Here is a 21292-nt window from a genome sequence, read left to right on the forward strand (position 1 = left end):
ATGAGAGCAGTTTTTTTATCGTTAAAAGAAAAGCGATTGTTTGTGATTTTGAGGAGTGGACAAGGCTTGCTGAAAAATACCACATAACTTTTCCACTCCCTCGGTCAGTGCCTTTTCATTCACATAAGAAAAGCTGAGGCGGATATAGTTTTGTTTCGGCTCTCCAGGATAGCACACAGAGCCAGGCAGAAAGGTGATTTGCTGTTTACGTGCCTCATGCAGCAGTGCACGTGTATCAACCCAGGAAGGAAAGCTAAGCCACAAATTGAGCCCACCCTGAGGAATTTGCCACGTCACATCTTTTGGTGCGTGCTTCGTTAACACATCTATCATTAAATCACGTCTCACCTTCAAGGCGGTTCTCAGCTTTTTCGTATGATCAATCATTTTCTTTGAAGTCAGAAATGGCAGAATGGCTTTTTGTGTGAGAAGAGGGCTGCCTAAATCATTATTGGCCTTTGCAGCTAATAAACGATTAAATATCGAGCCTGAAGCAGTGATAATCCCAATTCTGCATCCTGGAGCAAGTGTTTTACTTAAACCTCGTAAATAAATGACGTGTCCATCATGATCCAGACTTTTGATAGGTGCAGGCGGCTTCTTTTCGAAATATAGCTCACGATAAGGATCATCCTCTACAATCAGACAATCAATACTTTGAGCCAGTAAGAGAAGTTGTTTTCTGCGTTTCATTGACATACTGGCGCCTGTTGGACTGTGAAAAGTAGGAATCGTGTAGATGAGCTTTGGTTTATATTTATCACAAATGCTTTGAAGCTGCTTCATGTTCATTCCTTCATGATCAACCGGGACTGTAATAATTCTTGCCCCTCTCCCCATAAAGACATCAATGGCGCCTGGATAGGTCGGTGCTTCCATGACAACTACATCATCAGGACCGATAAACGCACGTGCGACCAGATCAAGCCCTTGCTGAGAACCACTAGTTACTAGGATATTCTCAGAAGTTGAAGGCACATCCAGCTTTTCTAAAAAAGACTGAATGACCTGCCGAAGCTGAAGATCCCCTTGAATTTCCCCATACTTTGACATGATTTGAGGATGTCTGGCTAGGACATGCTGCATTTCTTTTTCTAAATAACGGTTCGGCAAAAGCCCTGGATCGATCATAGAGGAAGAAAGGTTGATCGCTTCTTCGACATAGTGATACTGAGCAAATTGAGATCGTGGTAAATAATCCGGAATGGATAACTGCCAATCAAAAGAGGTAGCTGACGGAACCGGAATCTCTGACTGCTTTTGCAACTCATCCACAAACGTTCCTTTTCCTTGCACAGTCGTTAAATATCCGTCGTCCTTCAGCCGAGTGTATGCCTTTGCTGCCGTGACAAGACTCACATTCAACTGCTTTGCCAAATCACGTACAGTTGGCAGCTTATCTCCCTGTTGAAGCAAACCCGATTGGATATGATCAATGATTGAAAAGTAAATCTGATTTGAAAGCGATGTATCAGAATGTCGATGGATATCAATATGCATGAGAAACCTCCATTGAGTGCAAAATTGTTATACATGAATTTGAATTGTTATAGTTGCATTATAGCATGTAAATGACACTTCAAAGAAAGAATGACATATTTTTAGCAGGTAATCGTTTATATACAAGGGTTTAAGCTATTTTTTCGGCTGATTGAATTGTTATACTATTCTCTTTATTGTTATACTGTCTCGCTTGTATGATAAAGGGGTAAATCAATCGAATTGACAAATGGGAGGAAACTATTGTGAGCAATAAGGGAACTGAACGAGTGAAACGTGGAATGGCAGAAATGCAAAAGGGTGGCGTCATTATGGATGTCGTCAATGCTGAACAGGCGAAGATCGCAGAAGAAGCAGGTGCGGTGGCAGTTATGGCACTAGAACGAGTACCAGCTGATATCCGTGCAGCCGGCGGTGTTGCCCGTATGGCAGACCCAAGAATCGTAGAAGAAGTACAAAATGCAGTAACGATTCCAGTCATGGCAAAAGCACGTATCGGCCATATCGTCGAGGCTCGTGTTCTTGAAGCACTTGGTGTTGATTATATCGATGAGAGTGAAGTGCTGACGCCCGCAGATGAGGAATTCCATTTAAATAAAAATGAATACACAGTACCTTTTGTCTGTGGTTGCCGTGATTTAGGTGAAGCAACCCGTCGTATCGCAGAAGGCGCTTCTATGCTTCGTACAAAAGGGGAGCCTGGAACAGGCAACATTGTAGAAGCTGTCCGTCATATGAGAAAGGTCAATGCTCAGATTCGTAAAGTAGCATCAATGAATGAAGATGAACTGATGACAGAAGCGAAGAACCTAGGAGCACCGTATGAATTATTGCTTCAAATCAAAAAAGATGGCAAGCTCCCTGTTGTTAACTTTGCAGCGGGAGGCGTTGCGACACCAGCAGATGCTGCGTTAATGATGCAGCTTGGAGCAGACGGTGTATTTGTTGGATCTGGTATTTTTAAATCAGACAATCCAGCGAAATTTGCAAAAGCAATTGTTGAAGCAACGACTCACTTCACAGATTACCGTCTCATTGCAGAGCTTTCAAAAGAGCTTGGAACAGCCATGAAAGGAATTGAAATATCAAATCTACTGCCAGAAGAGCGTATGCAAGAGCGTGGCTGGTAATTAAGGGAGCGCAAACGAACATGCTAACAATTGGTGTACTAGGGCTTCAAGGAGCCGTGAGAGAGCATATTCAATCGATTGAAGCTTGCGCTGCAGAAGGGAAGATCATCAAACGAGCAGAAGAGCTAGCATCTGTGGACGGTCTTATTATCCCTGGTGGAGAAAGCACGACGATGAGAAGACTCATGGATACGTACCAATTCATTGAACCGATCAAAGCGTTCGCTGCAGAAGGGAAACCGATTTTCGGAACATGTGCCGGTTTGATTATGCTGGCAAAGCATATAGAAGATCGAGACGATGCTCATCTTGGACTGTTAAATGTATCTGTTGCACGGAATTCATTTGGCAGACAGGTAGACAGCTTTGAAGCAGAATTAGAAGTAAAAGGACTGGATGCGCCGTTTACAGGAGTGTTCATCCGTGCGCCTCATATCATCAGCGCAGATGAGAGCGTAGACATCATGGCTGAATATGATGGCAGGATTGTGATGGCGAAGAAAAACAATATCTTAGGCTGTTCTTTTCATCCAGAGCTGACAGACGACCACCGGTTAACACAGCTGTTTGTTGAAATGGTGAAGTCCTATAAAACGAAGCTCGCTGTATAAAACGGTTGAAAAGAGATAAAACTTATAGTACATTAAAATCACAATCAAAGATCGAAAAAGCGTTGACGGGAAATAGTAAGAAGCCCCTCTTTCTCAGAGAGCCGATGGTTGGTGCGAATCGGTGAAAGATGCAGTCTGAATCCATCCTTGAGCGAAATGCTGAAACACGTGAAGTAAGCATTTACGGTGATACCGTTACAGAGGAAAGAGGAAAGCATGCTTCTGCATGTTTTCAATCAGGGTGGCAACGCGAGAGCTCTCGTCCCTTTCATGGGATGAGGGCTCTTTTTATTTTTCGATAAAAAAAGGAGTGTTATACATGCTGGATATTAAACAACTGCGCACGGACTTTGATCAAATCAAAGAAAAATTAGCACACCGAGGCGAAGATTTAGCGGATTTTGATAAGTTTGGTGAGTTGGATCAAAAAAGAAGAGAACTAATCGGAAAAACAGAAGAATTAAAGGGCCGAAGAAATGAAGTATCACAGCAAGTGGCTGTTCTAAAAAGAGAAAAGAAAGACGCCGATCACATTATTCAAGAAATGCGTGAGGTAGGAGATGAGATTAAGAAGCTGGATGATGAGCTAAGAACAGTAGAAGAAAGCTTGCAGCACATCTTATTCTCTATTCCGAATATCCCTCATGACACTGTACCAGTTGGGGAAACAGAAGATGACAACGTGGAAGTGAGAAAATGGGGCGAACAGCCGGCATTCTCATTTGAGCCAAAGCCACATTGGGACGTAGCGGATGAACTAAACATTCTCGATTTTGAACGTGCAGGAAAAGTCACAGGAAGCCGTTTCGTTTTTTATAAAGGGCTTGGCGCACGCTTAGAGCGCGCACTATATAACTTTATGCTCGATTTGCACGTAGATGAGTTTGGTTTTACTGAAGTGCTTCCACCTTACATGGTCAATAGAGCGAGCATGACAGGAACTGGGCAGCTTCCAAAATTCGAAGAGGATGCTTTTAAAATCCGTGAAGAAGATTATTTCCTCATTCCAACAGCTGAAGTACCTATTACTAACATGCACCGTGATGAAATAATTGAAGGGGAACAGCTGCCAATCAATTATGCAGCGTTCAGTGCTTGCTTTAGATCGGAGGCTGGTTCTGCCGGCAGAGATACACGCGGACTCATCCGTCAACATCAATTTAATAAGGTAGAGCTTGTGAAATTTGTAAGACCTGAAGATTCTTATGAAGAATTAGAGAAACTAACAAATCAAGCAGAAAAAGTCCTACAGCTATTAAACCTGCCCTACCGTGTCATGAGCATGTGTACGGGAGATTTAGGATTCACGGCTGCGAAGAAATACGACATCGAAGTATGGATTCCGAGCCAAGATACGTATCGTGAAATTTCTTCTTGCAGTAACTTTGAAGCATTCCAAGCAAGACGTGCAAATATTCGATTCCGTCCAGAGCCTAAAGCCAAGCTAGAGCATGTGCACACATTAAATGGATCTGGTTTAGCAGTAGGAAGAACCGTGGCGGCCATTTTAGAAAACTATCAACAAGAGGACGGCACTGTGATCATCCCTGAAGTACTGCGTCCTTATATGGGAAATAAAGAAGTCATGAAATAAGATGCCGCTATGGCATCTTATTTCTTTTTCCCAAAAGTTCTACAGTTTTCCTAAATTTAGCCGATAGAAATACTAAAAGCTTCTAGGAAAGAAGGAATAACCTTGAATAGGCTTGACTATTATGTTGAAATGGCTCAATTAATTAGAAAAGTTCTAGATGAAAGTATCCTTTTCGGCATCACTGATACAGAGAAGGTGCTTTGTTACTATCCGTCTAAAACAATAGATTTTGGCATGAAGGTTGGGGACCCATTGAACCCAGAAGACCAAAACGTGGCGACGACATTAAGAGGACAAGAATATGACGGTCATTTACCAGAGTCTTTATATGGTTATGAAATTGCAGTAAAAGGTTACCCGATTTTTGATGAAAATAGAAAAGTAATTGGCTCTTTTTTAGTGGCATTTTCACATCATCGTGAAAAGAAATTAAGTGGTTACATGGAGCATATCAATGATGTAGCGAAAGAACTTCAAAGTGGAATTGAGCAAATTGCTGCGCATTCACAAGAGCTGGCTGCCACAAGTTTAGAAATAAGCGAACAGGCAGGAAGAGCGGAAGAGAAATCTGCAAATATTGAAGAAGTCGTCAAAACCATTGGCGGGATTGCTAGACAAACCAATTTGCTAGGCCTAAATGCTGCAATTGAAGCAGCAAGAGCAGGAGAGAATGGAAAAGGGTTTGCTGTCGTAGCTGATGAAGTTCGTAAATTATCAGATGGCTCAAAGGAAGCGGCTGAAACCATTAATACCTTCTTAAAAGAGATCCAAGACAGCATTGGCACTTTGTCTGAAAACATCTCACAAATCAGCAGTTCAACAAATGAACAAGCAAAACAAGTGACAGACTTTACGAAAATTATTGAATCATTAAATGAGTTTAAAGAAGAGATGAATCATTTTATTGAAGAGATTAGACAGGATACAAAATAGATCAAGAGCAGCCGTCGATGGCTGCTTTTTTATGGGCAGATTCTCATGCCAAAATAACTTAATGAAATTTTTTTCGAAAAGATGTTGACTTGAAATAAATCGATATGGTATATTAATTCTTGTCGATACGGAGGAATACCCAAGTCCGGCTGAAGGGATCGGTCTTGAAAACCGACAGGGGTGTCAAAGCCCGCGGGGGTTCGAATCCCTCTTCCTCCGCCATATTGATTTTTTACCTTAGTTGAATTGAAACGCAAGCATAAAAATTGGAATTGTCAAACCGCTGCATTCGCGAAATGCAGCGGTTTTTTTTATTTTGTTTTAGAGCGATTTTTTTGAATAACAGAAGCAATTTCATGAAGAATTGGATCAAGTGAGCTTTCATCATGAAGTAAGTCGTAATCTTCAATGTTAATTTTAATCACTGGGCATAAATCGAATTGTTCAATCCATTCCGTGTATCGAGTATACATTTCTTCCCAATAGGCTCGATCCGTTTGAGTTTCCATCTCTCTGCCGCGTTCCTCAATACGATGTAAAATGTGATTTAAATCCCCGTGCAAATAGATGAGAACATCAGGGTGAGGGAAGTAAGGTGTCATCACCATCGCCTCGAATAGACTTGTATACGTTTCATAATCTACTTCAGACATCGTACCTTTGTCCGCATGCATTTTTGCGAAAATGCCAGTGTCCTCATAAATTGAACGATCTTGCACATACCCTCCACCAGATTCAAAAATCCGCTTTTGCTCCTTAAAACGCTCAGCTAGGAAATAGACCTGTAAATGGAAGCTCCATCTTTGGAAATCTGAATAAAAGGGCTCTAAGTATGGGTTATCATCTACTTTTTCAAGAGAGGTTTGAAAGCCGAGCTTGTCCGCTATTGTTTTAGTCATAGTTGATTTTCCGACACCAACAGTCCCGGCGATTGTGATCACTGCATCCTTTGGTATTTCGATATTGTTCATAGCACTTGCTCCTTTATGTTCTGTACAATTTGCTGGTAATCTTGCTGTGAGGAAACGAAGTCTGTATGATCTCCTTCAATTGTAATGATAGGAAGCTCTGGGTCAGTCTGTTTTAAATGTTCAATGGCCAGCTCATAATCTTCAATGAGTGTTTTTAAATAAGCCGGGTCAATGTCTTCTTCAAAAGAGCGTCCTCTCATCTGTATTCTTTCAAGTAAGGTAGGAAGGCTCGCTTTTATATAGATGATGGCATTTGGTTTAGGAAGATCATCTGTTAGCAGGTGATAGATCTTTCTGTATTTGTCCATGTGCTTTTTTGATAATGTTCTTTCTGCAAATATCATATTTTTATAGACATGATAATCAGTGACAATCGGCTGCTGTTGATTCACATAGGTTTCTTGAATAGATTCTAATTGTTTGAACCGATTGCATAAAAAGAACATCTCAAGCTGAAAGCTCCATTGTTCCATATCTTCATAAAATTTATCTAAGAATGGATTTTCTTCTACAATCTCTTTTACTAAAGGAAATTGAAATTCCTTCGCAAGCATTGTAGCCAAAGTTGTTTTTCCGGCTCCAATTGGGCCTTCCACTGCAATAAAAGGGGCAGGATACATAGGCGTTCTCCTCTATCTATAAAGTTGTCAAACCAATGTATATTGTACCATACCCCTGCCGAGAGATAGAGCGAACGGATTACGATGTCGTTCTTTTTTCAATATTGAATTGATCTGATAATAAGAGCCAATTTTGAGGGAAGGATAGACCTAATTTCCAATAAGCAATTCCGTTCAAGTTTAACTCTTTGATGAGGTTGAACTTTGCTTGAATTGATCTAGCGTCTTCGAACCATACCTCATGCTCTTTATTATTGACATCTGTATAACGAAAATAAGGTGCTTGTGCTGTTTCGTCATATAGAATGGAGGCATTATTATTTCTAGCAATTGCAATCGCTTGTTGGGGACTGACAGCTTTAGCAATAGGGCCGCCTTGAACGTAAGGAAGCGTCCAATCATAGCCGTATAAGTTCTGGCCCATAACAATTTTATTTGCTGGAATAACGGTCAGTGCATATTCAATGACTTGGCGGACAGGTCCAATGGGAGAGACTGCTTGCGCAGGGCCGCCGCTGTATCCCCATTCGTAGGTCATTAATACAACATGATCGACGATCTTCCCAATGGCTTCATAGTCATGAGCTTCATACCATTTTCCCTTTTGCTGACTACTTGTTTTAGGGGCAAGTGCAACAGATATTGTCCATCCTTCTTGATGGAAGCGGGTTGTTGCCTCTCTTAAAAATTGAATGTAGGCATCTTTATCAGCGGGACGTAAATATTCAAAATCAAAATGGATTTCTTTTAATTGATACTTTTTTGCAACACGAACGATTTCATTTAAAAATGTGGCTTTGACAGATTGGTTATTCAAAAGAATTTGCCCAAGTTCATCACTGAATTTATCATTCTCTAGGTTAGTCACCACCATGGATAAAACGGTTCTGCTCTGAGCGGCTATTTGAGGTAGCTGATCTAACGGTGGTTCTTTCAGTGTTCCATCTCTTTGCGCTTGAAAACTAAAGGCGCCTAAATGCGTTAAATATGGAGAGGCCTCTCTAGCTGCTTGTTTTAAGTTTTCACTGACTTGATTTCCCCGTGGTTCAATGTAAGCATTCGAGTTAATGTTCCTTTTCGGTCTTTGAGGAATATAGAGCAAGAAGCGAATAGGAAGTATCGCTTCAGGCCGTATTCTATTCACACGTGCCAACTCTTCCACTGAAATTCGAAATCGTCTTCCAATTTGATAAAGTGTGTCATTTTGTTTGACCTCATAAAATTGACCTCTAATTGGAATGACAATTGTTTGTCCAATGACGAGTTGATTTGGTGTTTCAATATCGTTGGTACGGATGATTTCATTGACTGTTGTTTTAAAACGCATGGCAATTTCGTTTAAAGTATCTCCTCTTTTGACAACATAAATTTGAATAGTCAACGCCCCCTTTGTTATTGCTAACAATTTATGAGGGTTATGGATAAATCATGTTTGATTTTCATTCGTGATCTCTTTAGCAGTGGTGATTTTTGCTAGTAGAACGTTCTCCATCATCGTTAAAGCATATTCGTTGTCTCTGTCGTCATTTGATGCGATACAATCTTCAGGTACAATTAAGTTGTATTCTCGCATGTATGCGTCATTTGCAGTGAACAGAACGCAAATGTTTCCTGCAATTCCGGTCAAAATGATGTCTTGTACACCTAATTCATTTAAGAGTGTCTCTAATGCAGTTCCATAGAAGGCAGAATGCTTCGGTTTAATTAAGAAGTAATCATCTTTAGATGGTGCCATTTTCTCTAAAATAGGGGCGCTTCTTTCACTTTTGCATGTTTCCATCACAGCTTGAATATCAGCCTTCCAGAGACCATAGTGGTCGTTGATATAGATGATCGGCCAATTTTCCTTGAAAGCATGATCTTTAAGAGCTAAAATCTTATTGGTCATTTGCTCTGTTTTATCAGCGAGCACATGTCCCATTTCAAAATCAAAATTATTAATCATGTCGATAATAAGCAGTGCCTTTTGGTGCTTTGACAAAGTAAGACCCCCTTTAAAAGATTGTGCTAATATGTTAACCTCAATATCCTTTTAAAAAACATGAAAAGAGAGCCGAGCTATGACGAGAGATGAACAGTTTATGCAAGAAGCTATTTCTGAAGCCTTAAAAGCAGAACAAATAGGAGAAGTACCAATCGGTGCCATCATCGTTGTTGATGACCAAATTGTGAGCCGAGCTCATAATTTAAGGGAAACAGAGCAGCGTTCAATTGCACATGCAGAATTACTTGCCATTGATGAAGCGTGTAAAACGACTGGAAGCTGGCGTTTAGAGGATGCTGTACTTTATGTGACGCTTGAACCATGTCCTATGTGTGCGGGAGCGATTGTCCTTTCTAGAGTGAAAAAGGTCGTTTTTGGTGCATACGATCCAAAAGGTGGATGTGCAGGTACTTTAATGAATTTACTGGATGATGAACGGTTCAATCATCAGTCTGAAGTCATTGGTGGTGTACTTGAAAATGAGTGTGGTGAGCTGTTAAGTCAGTTCTTCCGAAATCTCCGTCAGCGAAAGAAACAAGCCAAAAGTAAATGAATGGATGTCGTTTGCAATTTCGGCTATAAGAAGGTATACTTATGTCTGCGTCACTAACAATTTAATATTCATTTTGCCGTGCTAAGCGGGGAGGTAGCGGTGCCCTGTACTCGCAATCCGCTCTAGCGAGGCCGAATCCCTTCTCAAGGTTCGTTTACTTCAAGGTCTGCCTTAAATAAGTGGTGTTGACGTCTGGGTCCTGCGCAATGGGAATTCATGAACCATGTCAGGTCCGGAAGGAAGCAGCATTAAGTGAAACCTCTCATGTGCCGCAGGGTTGCCTGGGCCGAGCTAACTGTTTAAGTAACGCTTGGGGTAGCGAATCGAAAGAAGGTGCACGGTAAATCAATATTAAATGTAACTCATCTAGTTAATCTAGGTGAGTTTTTTGTTGCTGTTTAAAGAATAGTTCAGCTGCTTTGTTTATACAAATAGCCAAAAAATCTTTTTAGAGTTTTTTTGTTTTTTATTAATCGCAGCGGGAACTAGTGTTCCTCGTGGTGTGGCAGATCAATTCGAAAATCTAGAAAACAGGTTTTGGGTTCATAGAAGTAGAAAAACTATAGTTGAAATCATCATTTTCGTTTATTAGAAAATAAAGGTGTGCTTTTGAATTGATCGGTGCATCATGTATAATAAAAAAGATGATAAATGGAGGAGGGCGTATTTGTGAGTTATCAAGCTTTGTATCGAGTGTTCAGACCTCAAGTTTTTGAGGATGTTGTTGGACAAGAACACATCACAAAAACGTTGCAAAATGCCCTTTTGCAGAAGAAGTTTTCTCATGCTTACTTATTTTCAGGTCCTAGAGGAACAGGTAAAACAAGCGCTGCTAAAATCTTTGCGAAGGCAGTGAACTGTGAAAAGTCACCTGTGAGTGAACCTTGTAATGAATGTGATGCCTGTAAAGGGATTACAAACGGCTCGATTTCAGATGTGATCGAAATAGATGCTGCCTCAAACAACGGAGTAGATGAAATCCGTGATATACGTGATAAAGTGAAATTTGCTCCTTCGGCGGTTACATATAAGGTTTATATTATAGATGAAGTACATATGCTCTCTATCGGGGCGTTTAATGCCCTCCTTAAAACGTTAGAGGAGCCGCCCGCTCATTGTATCTTTATTTTGGCTACCACAGAGCCTCATAAGATTCCTCTTACCATCATATCTCGTTGTCAGAGATTTGATTTTAAACGAATCACGACAAAAGATATTGTTGGAAGAATGCAGAAAATTGTAGATGCAGAAAGCCTAAATGTCCAAGAGGGCTCGCTCGAGATTATCGCTAGTGCAGCTGATGGTGGTATGCGTGATGCACTAAGCCTCTTAGATCAAGCAATTTCATTTAGTGGTGAGCAACTGACAATTGATGATGCGCTGCTCATTACAGGAGCTGTTTCTCAGCAATTCATTAGTCAGCTAGCCGAAGCAATTTTTGATCAAAATATTGCCGTGGCGTTAGATACCTTAAATGAATTACTTCAGCAGGGGAAAGATGCTGCTAAATTAATAGAGGACATGATTTTTTACTTTAGAGATATGCTGCTTTATAAAACAGCACCAGATCTGGAAGGGGTCCTTGAAAAGGTAAAGGTCGATGAAAATTTCGGTACGCTTTCGGATCGTGTGACACCTCAATTTCTATATGAAACAATTGAAGTGCTGAATAAAAGTCACCAAGAAATGAAATGGACGAATCATCCAAGGATTTTCTTTGAGGTAGCTGTTGTCAAGCTATGTCAGTCAACGGCTGGAATACCACAAGCTCATGCTAACGCTGATTTAACGACGCTAACGGATAAAATAGACAGGTTGGAACAGGAGCTATCTAGGATAAGAGCTGAGGGTGTGCCAATGTCTCATTCTCATCATCCTCAAGAAAAAAAGGAAGCACCTCGACCACAAACGAGTAACAAAAATGGATACCGTGCACCTGTCGGTCGAATTCACGAAATTCTAAAAGAGGCAAAACGTCCAGAGCTAGAAAAAATTAAAGGTAAGTGGGGAGAACTCCTTGCCCACTTGAAACAGCAGAATAAGGTGTCTCACGCTGCACTATTAACGGATAGTGAACCAGTTGCTGCTGCTACTCATGCCTTTGTTTTAAAATTCAAGTTTGAAATACACTGTAAAATGGTTGCTGAAGATAAAAGTGGTGTTCGAACCAACCTTGAGCAGCTATTAGAGTCTATGTTAGGGAAAAGAGTGGAATTAGTTGGCGTTCCTGACGCTCAATGGGGTAAAATAAGAGAAGAATTTTTAAGAGATCATCAGCCGGATGAACAGGCAGATGGTCAGGGGACTTCTGCTGAAGAGGATCCATTGATTGCAGAAGCAAAGAAGTTAGTAGGAACCGATTTAATAGAAATTAAAGATTAATAAAAATGAAAGAGAGTGGTGTTCATATGCGCGGTGGAATGGGAAATATGCAAAAAATGATGAAACAAATGCAAAAAATGCAAAAGGATATGGCTAAGGCTCAAGAAGAGCTTGCAGAAAAAGTCCTTGAAGGTACAGCAGGTGGCGGTATGGTCACTGTAAAAGTAAATGGACAAAAAGAAGTTGTTGATGTAGCAATCAATGAAGAAGTTGTTGATCCAGAAGATATCGATATGCTTCAAGATCTTGTACTTGCAGCGACAAACGATGCATTGAAAAAAGTTGATGAGTTAACAAATGAAACAATGGGTCAATTCACAAAAGGAATGAACATGCCAGGTTTATTCTAGGAGGAATAACTGAAGATGCAATATCCTGAACCAATATCAAAGCTGATAGACAGCTTTATGAAATTGCCAGGAATCGGACCGAAAACCGCGGTCCGTCTGGCTTTTTTTGTTCTTAGTATGCAGGAAGATGTCGTACTAGATTTCGCGAAGGCGCTTGTTAACGCAAAGCGTAATTTAACTAATTGCTCGGTATGCGGCCATATCACAGATCAAGATCCTTGCTATATTTGTGAAGATACAAGAAGAGATCAATCTGTTATCTGTGTAGTACAAGATCCAAAAGATGTGATCGCAATGGAAAAGATGAAAGAATACAACGGCTTATATCATGTGCTTCATGGTGCCATTTCGCCAATGGATGGCATTGGCCCAGAGGACATTAAAATTCCTGACCTGTTAAAAAGATTGCAAGACGATCAAGTGACAGAGGTAATCCTTGCAACGAATCCAAACATTGAAGGAGAGGCTACAGCCATGTATATCTCTAGATTGTTGAAACCATCAGGAATTAAACTCTCTCGTATTGCTCACGGACTACCAGTAGGTGGAGACTTAGAGTATGCGGATGAAGTCACACTGTCTAAAGCTCTAGAGGGCAGACGTGAGATGTAGGAAGGAGAAGTACGGTACATGGGTTTTCTTCGCAGAAAATCAATTCGAAAAGAATTCGATGAGAAATTAATTCAACAGCTTTTTAAGCAAAAGGAAGAATGGAACAGACAAAAAAAGCTTGTCGCAAATAGCGTTGAGCCTTCACCGGACATTCTATTCGAATTAAAGCTTGCTCAAGCGAAGTACTTTTTCTATCTAAGAGAAGCGAAAAAGAGGAATTTACGTTTAAACAACTGGAGATAGCAGGTCTATTTTACATAGTCCTCTCATATGCTTGTACTATTCATATGAAGAGGAGATGAGAGGATTATGGAACCTGTTATTGTGATCGGGTCAATTTTGCTTGCTGTATTATTGTTGTTTATGTCAGGTGTTCAAGCGAACCCCATCAAATGGTTAGGGCTGATCGGAATAAAGTTTGTGGCAGGTGCTCTTTTTTTATTTTGCCTCAATCTATTTGGTGAGAGTCTAGGATTACATGTCTCTATTAACCCTGTAACAAGTGGAATCAGTGGTCTATTGGGCATCCCAGGCGTAGCAGCTTTAGTCGTAATTGAAAAATTTATTATTTAATGAGAAATATTGTTGACTTTGATCCCTTATGGTGGTAAATTAATATACGTCGCTGATGACGAAGAAACGAAATAACATGATAACAAAAAAGTTGTTGACATCAACAATTTAAATATGGTATGATGTTCTAGTCGCTTCTGAAGCGGTAAACAAGTTCTTTGAAAACTAAACAAGACAAAACGTACCTGTTAATTCGAGTTTTTATAAAAAAACCCTATGAAACATCATAGGTAGTCAGTCAAACGCTGACGAAAAACAAAACTTCGGTTTTGTACTTTTTCGGAGAGTTTGATCCTGGCTCAGGACGAACGCTGGCGGCGTGCCTAATACATGCAAGTCGAGCGGACAGAAGGGAGCTTGCTCCCGGATGTTAGCGGCGGACGGGTGAGTAACACGTGGGTAACCTGCCTGTAAGACTGGGATAACTCCGGGAAACCGGAGCTAATACCGGATAGTTCCTTGAACCGCATGGTTCAAGGATGAAAGACGGTTTCGGCTGTCACTTACAGATGGACCCGCGGCGCATTAGCTAGTTGGTGGGGTAATGGCTCACCAAGGCGACGATGCGTAGCCGACCTGAGAGGGTGATCGGCCACACTGGGACTGAGACACGGCCCAGACTCCTACGGGAGGCAGCAGTAGGGAATCTTCCGCAATGGACGAAAGTCTGACGGAGCAACGCCGCGTGAGTGATGAAGGTTTTCGGATCGTAAAGCTCTGTTGTTAGGGAAGAACAAGTGCGAGAGTAACTGCTCGCACCTTGACGGTACCTAACCAGAAAGCCACGGCTAACTACGTGCCAGCAGCCGCGGTAATACGTAGGTGGCAAGCGTTGTCCGGAATTATTGGGCGTAAAGGGCTCGCAGGCGGTTTCTTAAGTCTGATGTGAAAGCCCCCGGCTCAACCGGGGAGGGTCATTGGAAACTGGGAAACTTGAGTGCAGAAGAGGAGAGTGGAATTCCACGTGTAGCGGTGAAATGCGTAGAGATGTGGAGGAACACCAGTGGCGAAGGCGACTCTCTGGTCTGTAACTGACGCTGAGGAGCGAAAGCGTGGGGAGCGAACAGGATTAGATACCCTGGTAGTCCACGCCGTAAACGATGAGTGCTAAGTGTTAGGGGGTTTCCGCCCCTTAGTGCTGCAGCTAACGCATTAAGCACTCCGCCTGGGGAGTACGGTCGCAAGACTGAAACTCAAAGGAATTGACGGGGGCCCGCACAAGCGGTGGAGCATGTGGTTTAATTCGAAGCAACGCGAAGAACCTTACCAGGTCTTGACATCCTCTGACAACCCTAGAGATAGGGCTTTCCCTTCGGGGACAGAGTGACAGGTGGTGCATGGTTGTCGTCAGCTCGTGTCGTGAGATGTTGGGTTAAGTCCCGCAACGAGCGCAACCCTTGATCTTAGTTGCCAGCATTTAGTTGGGCACTCTAAGGTGACTGCCGGTGACAAACCGGAGGAAGGTGGGGATGACGTCAAATCATCATGCCCCTTATGACCTGGGCTACACACGTGCTACAATGGACAGAACAAAGGGCTGCGAGACCGCAAGGTTTAGCCAATCCCATAAATCTGTTCTCAGTTCGGATCGCAGTCTGCAACTCGACTGCGTGAAGCTGGAATCGCTAGTAATCGCGGATCAGCATGCCGCGGTGAATACGTTCCCGGGCCTTGTACACACCGCCCGTCACACCACGAGAGTTTGCAACACCCGAAGTCGGTGAGGTAACCTTTATGGAGCCAGCCGCCGAAGGTGGGGCAGATGATTGGGGTGAAGTCGTAACAAGGTAGCCGTATCGGAAGGTGCGGCTGGATCACCTCCTTTCTAAGGATATATGGAGCAGTGTGCGTTTTCGTCTTGTTTAGTTTTGAAGGAACTTGCAAAAGATCCTACAACATCATATCTTCGATATGAAAGATGGGCCTGTAGCTCAGCTGGTTAGAGCGCACGCCTGATAAGCGTGAGGTCGGTGGTTCGAGTCCACTCAGGCCCACCATCTTCTATTAAATCGGGGCCTTAGCTCAGCTGGGAGAGCGCCTGCCTTGCACGCAGGAGGTCAGCGGTTCGATCCCGCTAGGCTCCACCAACGTGTTCTTTGAAAACTAGATAACAATAAGTAATACATTCACATTGAATGCAATGCAAAGTTCATCACACATAGTGATTCTTTCTAAAGTAAGAAATGGTTAAGTTAGAAAGGGCGCACGGTGGATGCCTTGGCACTAGGAGCCGATGAAGGACGGGACGAACACCGATATGCTTCGGGGAGCTGTAAGCAAGCTTTGATCCGGAGATTTCCGAATGGGGAAACCCACTGCTCGTAATGGAGTAGTATCCATACTTGAATACATAGAGTATGAGAAGGCATACCCGGGGAACTGAAACATCTAAGTACCCGGAGGAAGAGAAAGCAAATGCGATTCCCTGAGTAGCGGCGAGCGAAACGGGAACAGCCCAAACCAAGAGGCTTGCCTCTTGGGGTTGTAGGACACTCTATACGGAGTTACAAAGGAACGATATAAGCGAAGAGGTCTGGAAAGGCCCGCCAAAGAAGGTAACAGCCCTGTAACTGAAATGTTGTTCTCTCCAGAGTGGATCCTGAGTACGGCGGAACACGTGAAATTCCGTCGGAATCCGGGAGGACCATCTCCCAAGGCTAAATACTCCCTAGTGACCGATAGTGAACCAGTACCGTGAGGGAAAGGTGAAAAGCACCCCGGAAGGGGAGTGAAATAGATCCTGAAACCGTGTGCCTACAAGTAGTCAGAGCCCGTTAAAGGGTGATGGCGTGCCTTTTGTAGAATGAACCGGCGAGTTACGATCCCGTGCAAGGTTAAGCAGAAGATGCGGAGCCGCAGCGAAAGCGAGTCTGAATAGGGCGCATGAGTACGTGGTCGTAGACCCGAAACCAGGTGATCTACCCATGTCCAGGGTGAAGTTCAGGTAACACTGAATGGAGGCCCGAACCCACGCACGTTGAAAAGTGCGGGGATGAGGTGTGGGTAGGGGTGAAATGCCAATCGAACCTGGAGATAGCTGGTTCTCTCCGAAATAGCTTTAGGGCTAGCCTCAAGGTAAGAGTCTCGGAGGTAGAGCACTGATTGGACTAGGGGCCCCTACCGGGTTACCGAATTCAGTCAAACTCCGAATGCCGATGACTTATCCTTGGGAGTCAGACTGCGAGTGATAAGATCCGTAGTCGAAAGGGAAACAGCCCAGACCGCCAGCTAAGGTCCCAAAGTATACGTTAAGTGGAAAAGGATGTGGAGTTGCTTAGACAACCAGGATGTTGGCTTAGAAGCAGCCACCATTTAAAGAGTGCGTAATAGCTCACTGGTCGAGTGACTCTGCGCCGAAAATGTACCGGGGCTAAACGTATCACCGAAGCTGCGGACTGTTCTTACGAACAGTGGTAGGAGAGCGTTCTAAGTGCTGTGAAGTCAGACCGGAAGGACTGGTGGAGCGCTTAGAAGTGAGAATGCCGGTATGAGTAGCGAAAGACGGGTGAGAATCCCGTCCACCGAATGCCTAAGGTTTCCTGAGGAAGGCTCGTCCGCTCAGGGTTAGTCGGGACCTAAGCCGAGGCCGAAAGGCGTAGGCGATGGACAACAGGTTGATATTCCTGTACCACCTCCTCACCATTTGAGCAATGGGGGGACGCAGGAGGATAGGGTAAGCGCGGTATTGGATATCCGCGTCCAAGCAGTTAGGCTGGGAAATAGGCAAATCCGTTTCCCGTGAAGGCTGAGCTGTGATGGCGAGCGAAATTTAGTAGCGAAGTTCCTGATTCCACACTGCCAAGAAAAGCCTCTAGCGAGGTGAGAGGTGCCCGTACCGCAAACCGACACAGGTAGGCGAGGAGAGAATCCTAAGGTGATCGAGAGAACTCTCGTTAAGGAACTCGGCAAAATGACCCCGTAACTTCGGGAGAAGGGGTGCTTCTTAGGGTGTTAAAGCCCCGAGAAGCCGCAGTGAATAGGCCCAGGCGACTGTTTAGCAAAAACACAGGTCTCTGCGAAGCCGTAAGGCGAAGTATAGGGGCTGACGCCTGCCCGGTGCTGGAAGGTTAAGAGGAGCGCTTAGCGTAAGCGAAGGTGCGAATTGAAGCCCCAGTAAACGGCGGCCGTAACTATAACGGTCCTAAGGTAGCGAAATTCCTTGTCGGGTAAGTTCCGACCCGCACGAAAGGCGCAACGATCTGGGCACTGTCTCAACGAGAGACTCGGTGAAATTATAGTACCTGTGAAGATGCAGGTTACCCGCGACAGGACGGAAAGACCCCGTGGAGCTTTACTGCAGCCTGATATTGAATGTTGGTACAGCTTGTACAGGATAGGTAGGAGCCTTGGAAACCGGAGCGCTAGCTTCGGTGGAGGCATCGGTGGGATACTACCCTGGCTGTATTGACCTTCTAACCCGCTGCCCTTATCGGGCAGGGAGACAGTGTCAGGTGGGCAGTTTGACTGGGGCGGTCGCCTCCTAAAATGTAACGGAGGCGCCCAAAGGTTCCCTCAGAATGGTTGGAAATCATTCGCAGAGTGTAAAGGCACAAGGGAGCTTGACTGCGAGACCTACAAGTCGAGCAGGGACGAAAGTCGGGCTTAGTGATCCGGTGGTTCCGCATGGAAGGGCCATCGCTCAACGGATAAAAGCTACCCCGGGGATAACAGGCTTATCTCCCCCAAGAGTCCACATCGACGGGGAGGTTTGGCACCTCGATGTCGGCTCATCGCATCCTGGGGCTGTAGTCGGTCCCAAGGGTTGGGCTGTTCGCCCATTAAAGCGGTACGCGAGCTGGGTTCAGAACGTCGTGAGACAGTTCGGTCCCTATCCGTCGCGGGCGCAGGAAATTTGAGAGGAGCTGTCCTTAGTACGAGAGGACCGGGATGGACGCACCGCTGGTGTACCAGTTGTTCTGCCAAGGGCATCGCTGGGTAGCTATGTGCGGACGGGATAAGTGCTGAAAGCATCTAAGCATGAAGCCCCCCTCAAGATGAGATTTCCCATTCCGCAAGGAAGTAAGATCCCTGAAAGATGATCAGGTTGATAGGTCTGAGGTGGAAGCGTGGTGACACGTGGAGCTGACAGATACTAATAGATCGAGGACTTAACCTATATTCTAATGTGAAGCTTGAACATTGTTATCTAGTTTTGAGAGAACATTCTCTCCATCAGGTTTGGTGGCGATAGCGAAGAGGTCACACCCGTTCCCATACCGAACACGGAAGTTAAGCTCTTCAGCGCCGATGGTAGTTGGGGGTCTCCCCCTGTGAGAGTAGGACGCCGCCAAGCTTGTATAAGGGTCAGTTCCATACGGAACTGGTCTTTTTTGTTTTTTAAGAAAAGGAACAAACACCCGATCTGACATGGATACATATACTAAACTACCATCTGAAACATTCTTAATTTTGTATACAATTGAAAGCGCTAGGGCATACTGAAGCTATAAGTGGAGGTGTCACAATGAGCAAAAAAGAGCGAGAAGCGATTTGTTTGATTTGTGAAGAGAAAAAGACAAAGGGAATTTATTTATATCATCAGTTTTTGTGCCGCGACTGTGAGCGAAAGTTAATTTCTACATCGACCTCGGATCCTAGCTATTCCGATTATGTGAGAAAGCTTAAAAATCTTCATACGCCGCCTTTGTATTCATAGACCACTAGATGGTCTTTTTTTATGAGCTATGAAGGATTGGGCTTGTTTTTTGGAACTTAGTTTGGACATCATCCGTAATTCATAATAAGATAAACAGAGAGCCTGATTATTCATAGGAGTCGATGAACATGAAATCAATCTTTTATACATTTATATGGGCCATCCTCTCTACTTTTTTTTCGCTTGTGATTTTAACCGTCAGTATAGGGGTTTTCCATCATCATGCTGGATTATCGATACTGTATGCGATGATTGGGTGGGGCGTGATGTTTGTGGGGAGCAGATGGACTGTTTTCCAATTGTTTTTAAAGAAACATGGACTGTCTCGTAGTGATTATGTATATATCAAACAGCATTTAAAAGAAGCAGGACAAAAGCTTGTGCGTTTAAAAAAAGCTTTATTTGCTGTGAAAAACGTACAAACGATCAAACATAATTATGAAGTTTTTCGGCTTGCACGACGAATCTATACAATAACAAAAAAAGAGCCTAATCGATTTTATGATGCACAGCGTTTTTATTTTGAAAGCTTGGATTCTGTCGTTGAACTAACTGAGAAATATGCACTCTTGTATAATCAGCCTAATCGTAGTCATGAGCTGGAAATGACATTGAGCCAAACCCGAGTGACATTGACAGAGCTGCAAAAGCAATTGACGAATGATTTGCAGCAAGTGTTAGGAAGAGATATAGAGGCTCTTCATATTGAGCTTGAAGTAGCTGATAAAATGATGAAGAAATAGATGAAAGGAGTCAAACTCGATGAAACCTGAAGATCGCGCCACAACATCACTTGCCTCCAATACAGATCTTCAGTTTCGGGTGTTTGATACCTTATCTGATGAAGAGAAAAAAGAAGCTGTGCAGCGAGCTCAGCAGATCCCTGAAAATCCGCAAAAGCTCCTTTTCTATGGTACACGTGTGCAGGAACGACTATTGGAACAATCACAACAGATGATGAAATATGTTGAGAAAAAAGATATCGATCAAATAGGAGACGTGCTTGAAGCCTTTTTGCAGCAGCTGCAAGTAGTGGAGCCTGAGGATTTAGTGCCAAAGAAACAGGGCTTTTTTTTGAAATGGTTTCAACGGGATAAGCGATCTATTCAGGAAATCATATCACGATTTCAACATGCAAAATCACAGATCGAGAGATTGTCAGCAAGGCTTCGTTATGCAAGAGGTGTATTAATCTCGGACCATATGTTATTAGAGCGTTTATTTGAAGAAAATCAAACTTATTTTCAAGAGATGACGATGCAGGTTGCCGCGGTTGAAGCGAAAATGACAACGTTAGAGCAGCAGCCTCTTTCAGAAACGCAACTTTCTGTTGAACGGACGTTAGAGGAGCAATTGATGAGTCAAGAAGTCAATGAAGAAGAGTATGTGGAGAGACTAAAGGAACGAAAGTATGATTTGCTGTTAAGCCGGCAAATTGCATTGCAATGTAATGCTCAAATTCGGATGATCCAGCATACGAATCATACATTGGCCAATCACATTCAATCAACTGTTTCAGCATCTATTCCTCTATGGATCAACCAAATGTCGATTGCATTAACACATATTCAGCAGCGGGCCAATTCAGCTCTTGAGAACCGAATCCAAAAAACATATGAAAATGTATCGAAACAGCAGGGGCAGATTCTTGAAGAGGCATCTTTAGCCCCTATAGATACGTTGAAAAAGGTTCAACGTCAATTAGCTGAAACATTACAGGAAACATTACAGGTGAAAGAGCATGGAAGCCAAGAGCGAGCTCAATTGAAAAGCAGTATGTATGAGGCAGAGCAGCAGTTGGCGAATCCAATAAAGGAATGAGA

18 protein-coding genes, 3 tRNA genes, 3 rRNA genes, 1 other RNA gene and 1 other annotated feature are annotated in these 21292 nt (G+C 43.3%); of the genes, 20 read left to right on the forward strand and 5 right to left on the reverse strand.

The annotated features are described in order from the left end of the window. Positions 1 to 21: 21 nt before the first annotated feature. Entirely contained in the window at positions 22 to 1500 is a 1479-nt protein-coding gene (locus NSQ36_RS00080) for a PLP-dependent aminotransferase family protein (protein ID WP_253621940.1), read from the reverse strand. Positions 1501 to 1745: 245 nt separating this feature from the next. Here NSQ36_RS00080 and pdxS point away from each other — a divergent pair, with 245 nt between their 5' ends. From pdxS to NSQ36_RS00105, 5 genes are all read left to right on the forward strand, one after another. Then, on the forward strand, positions 1746 to 2630 hold the full coding sequence (pdxS, locus tag NSQ36_RS00085) for a pyridoxal 5'-phosphate synthase lyase subunit PdxS (RefSeq protein ID WP_003218112.1): 885 nt from the start codon (positions 1746 to 1748) through the stop codon (positions 2628 to 2630). 20 nt (positions 2631 to 2650) lie between these two features. After that, entirely contained in the window at positions 2651 to 3241 is a 591-nt protein-coding gene (gene pdxT, locus NSQ36_RS00090; protein WP_106030392.1) for a pyridoxal 5'-phosphate synthase glutaminase subunit PdxT, read from the forward strand. 53 nt (positions 3242 to 3294) lie between these two features. Beyond that, positions 3295 to 3511, forward strand: a binding site (T-box leader). Between the two features lie 49 nt (positions 3512 to 3560). Continuing rightward, on the forward strand, positions 3561 to 4835 hold the full coding sequence (serS, locus tag NSQ36_RS00095) for a serine--tRNA ligase (RefSeq protein ID WP_339206469.1): 1275 nt from the start codon (positions 3561 to 3563) through the stop codon (positions 4833 to 4835). A 102-nt stretch (positions 4836 to 4937) separates the two neighbouring features. After that, entirely contained in the window at positions 4938 to 5768 is an 831-nt protein-coding gene (locus tag NSQ36_RS00100; protein ID WP_003218096.1) for a methyl-accepting chemotaxis protein, read from the forward strand. Positions 5769 to 5897: 129 nt separating this feature from the next. Continuing rightward, a tRNA-Ser gene (locus NSQ36_RS00105) sits at positions 5898 to 5990 on the forward strand. Positions 5991 to 6079: 89 nt separating this feature from the next. On the opposite strand, the gene NSQ36_RS00110 is transcribed toward NSQ36_RS00105, so the two are convergent. The 4 genes from NSQ36_RS00110 to NSQ36_RS00125 all read right to left on the reverse strand — a co-directional run bounded on the left by NSQ36_RS00110 (position 6080) and on the right by NSQ36_RS00125 (position 9340). Further along, the gene (locus NSQ36_RS00110; protein ID WP_012009062.1) at positions 6080 to 6739 is read right to left on the reverse strand and encodes a deoxynucleoside kinase; all 660 of its coding nucleotides are present in this window, start codon (positions 6737 to 6739) and stop codon (positions 6080 to 6082) included. After that, entirely contained in the window at positions 6736 to 7359 is a 624-nt protein-coding gene (locus NSQ36_RS00115; protein ID WP_284907821.1) for a deoxynucleoside kinase, read from the reverse strand. The genes NSQ36_RS00110 and NSQ36_RS00115 overlap by 4 nt, the downstream gene beginning before the upstream one ends. 79 nt (positions 7360 to 7438) lie before the next feature. After that, positions 7439 to 8740 carry a glycoside hydrolase family 18 protein gene (locus NSQ36_RS00120; protein WP_339206471.1) on the reverse strand — a complete coding sequence of 434 codons (1302 nt, stop codon included), beginning with the start codon at positions 8738 to 8740 and terminating at the stop codon, positions 7439 to 7441. Between the two features lie 45 nt (positions 8741 to 8785). Continuing rightward, positions 8786 to 9340 (reverse strand): isochorismatase family cysteine hydrolase, encoded by a 555-nt coding sequence (locus NSQ36_RS00125; RefSeq protein WP_310428319.1) that lies wholly within the window; start codon positions 9338 to 9340, stop codon positions 8786 to 8788. Between the two features lie 79 nt (positions 9341 to 9419). Between NSQ36_RS00125 and tadA the strand changes: the two genes are divergently transcribed. The 15 genes from tadA to NSQ36_RS00200 all read left to right on the forward strand — a co-directional run bounded on the left by tadA (position 9420) and on the right by NSQ36_RS00200 (position 21290). Further along, positions 9420 to 9896: a tRNA adenosine(34) deaminase TadA gene (gene tadA, locus NSQ36_RS00130; protein WP_003218102.1), complete on the forward strand. Its 477-nt coding sequence runs from the start codon at positions 9420 to 9422 to the stop codon at positions 9894 to 9896. A gap of 76 nt (positions 9897 to 9972) precedes the next feature. Further along, an RNA gene (gene ffs / locus NSQ36_RS00135) (signal recognition particle sRNA large type) lies at positions 9973 to 10237 on the forward strand. Positions 10238 to 10565: 328 nt separating this feature from the next. Beyond that, a complete protein-coding gene (dnaX, locus tag NSQ36_RS00140) occupies positions 10566 to 12278 on the forward strand; it encodes a DNA polymerase III subunit gamma/tau (RefSeq protein WP_339206474.1) in 1713 nt (570 codons plus the stop codon). Positions 12279 to 12304: 26 nt separating this feature from the next. After that, positions 12305 to 12628 carry a YbaB/EbfC family nucleoid-associated protein gene (locus NSQ36_RS00145; protein WP_008342011.1) on the forward strand — a complete coding sequence of 108 codons (324 nt, stop codon included), beginning with the start codon at positions 12305 to 12307 and terminating at the stop codon, positions 12626 to 12628. 15 nt (positions 12629 to 12643) lie between these two features. Continuing rightward, positions 12644 to 13240 (forward strand): recombination protein RecR, encoded by a 597-nt coding sequence (gene recR, locus NSQ36_RS00150; protein ID WP_050945828.1) that lies wholly within the window; start codon positions 12644 to 12646, stop codon positions 13238 to 13240. A gap of 18 nt (positions 13241 to 13258) precedes the next feature. Next, positions 13259 to 13483: a YaaL family protein gene (locus tag NSQ36_RS00155; RefSeq protein WP_003218088.1), complete on the forward strand. Its 225-nt coding sequence runs from the start codon at positions 13259 to 13261 to the stop codon at positions 13481 to 13483. Positions 13484 to 13549: 66 nt separating this feature from the next. After that, on the forward strand, positions 13550 to 13813 hold the full coding sequence (locus tag NSQ36_RS00160) for a pro-sigmaK processing inhibitor BofA family protein (protein WP_003218084.1): 264 nt from the start codon (positions 13550 to 13552) through the stop codon (positions 13811 to 13813). A gap of 276 nt (positions 13814 to 14089) precedes the next feature. Continuing rightward, positions 14090 to 15638 (forward strand): 16S ribosomal RNA (locus NSQ36_RS00165). Positions 15639 to 15733: 95 nt separating this feature from the next. After that, positions 15734 to 15810: transfer RNA gene (locus tag NSQ36_RS00170), tRNA-Ile, on the forward strand. Between the two features lie 14 nt (positions 15811 to 15824). Continuing rightward, a tRNA-Ala gene (locus NSQ36_RS00175) sits at positions 15825 to 15900 on the forward strand. 98 nt (positions 15901 to 15998) lie between these two features. Next, a 23S ribosomal RNA gene (locus NSQ36_RS00180) occupies positions 15999 to 18929 on the forward strand. A 61-nt stretch (positions 18930 to 18990) separates the two neighbouring features. Further along, a 5S ribosomal RNA gene (gene rrf, locus NSQ36_RS00185) occupies positions 18991 to 19106 on the forward strand. Together the 16S, 23S and 5S rRNA genes with 2 tRNA genes alongside form the textbook arrangement of a ribosomal RNA operon. Positions 19107 to 19277: 171 nt before the next feature. Next, positions 19278 to 19469 (forward strand): sigma factor G inhibitor Gin, encoded by a 192-nt coding sequence (locus NSQ36_RS00190; protein WP_003217973.1) that lies wholly within the window; start codon positions 19278 to 19280, stop codon positions 19467 to 19469. 128 nt (positions 19470 to 19597) lie between these two features. Further along, positions 19598 to 20212: a 5-bromo-4-chloroindolyl phosphate hydrolysis family protein gene (locus tag NSQ36_RS00195; RefSeq protein ID WP_050945806.1), complete on the forward strand. Its 615-nt coding sequence runs from the start codon at positions 19598 to 19600 to the stop codon at positions 20210 to 20212. Between the two features lie 19 nt (positions 20213 to 20231). Further along, a complete protein-coding gene (locus NSQ36_RS00200) occupies positions 20232 to 21290 on the forward strand; it encodes a toxic anion resistance protein (protein WP_339206476.1) in 1059 nt (352 codons plus the stop codon). The last annotated feature ends 2 nt before the right edge of the window (positions 21291 to 21292 follow it).

It is taken from the genome of Bacillus sp. FSL W8-1143 (genome assembly GCF_037965155.1).
In the GTDB taxonomy this organism is placed as follows: Bacteria; Bacillota; Bacilli; order Bacillales; family Bacillaceae; genus Bacillus; species Bacillus pumilus.

Coding starts and splice junctions, on each gene's coding strand:
- NSQ36_RS00080 (WP_253621940.1), bottom strand. CDS start 1,500: ATGCATATTGATATCCATCGACATTCTGATACATCGCTTTCAAATCAG.
- pdxT (WP_106030392.1), top strand. CDS start 2,651: ATGCTAACAATTGGTGTACTAGGGCTTCAAGGAGCCGTGAGAGAGCAT.
- serS (WP_339206469.1), top strand. CDS start 3,561: ATGCTGGATATTAAACAACTGCGCACGGACTTTGATCAAATCAAAGAA.
- NSQ36_RS00110 (WP_012009062.1), bottom strand. CDS start 6,739: ATGAACAATATCGAAATACCAAAGGATGCAGTGATCACAATCGCCGGG.
- NSQ36_RS00115 (WP_284907821.1), bottom strand. CDS start 7,359: ATGTATCCTGCCCCTTTTATTGCAGTGGAAGGCCCAATTGGAGCCGGA.
- tadA (WP_003218102.1), top strand. CDS start 9,420: ATGACGAGAGATGAACAGTTTATGCAAGAAGCTATTTCTGAAGCCTTA.
- NSQ36_RS00145 (WP_008342011.1), top strand. CDS start 12,305: ATGCGCGGTGGAATGGGAAATATGCAAAAAATGATGAAACAAATGCAA.
- recR (WP_050945828.1), top strand. CDS start 12,644: ATGCAATATCCTGAACCAATATCAAAGCTGATAGACAGCTTTATGAAA.
- NSQ36_RS00155 (WP_003218088.1), top strand. CDS start 13,259: ATGGGTTTTCTTCGCAGAAAATCAATTCGAAAAGAATTCGATGAGAAA.
- NSQ36_RS00160 (WP_003218084.1), top strand. CDS start 13,550: ATGGAACCTGTTATTGTGATCGGGTCAATTTTGCTTGCTGTATTATTG.
- NSQ36_RS00190 (WP_003217973.1), top strand. CDS start 19,278: ATGAGCAAAAAAGAGCGAGAAGCGATTTGTTTGATTTGTGAAGAGAAA.
- NSQ36_RS00195 (WP_050945806.1), top strand. CDS start 19,598: ATGAAATCAATCTTTTATACATTTATATGGGCCATCCTCTCTACTTTT.
- NSQ36_RS00200 (WP_339206476.1), top strand. CDS start 20,232: ATGAAACCTGAAGATCGCGCCACAACATCACTTGCCTCCAATACAGAT.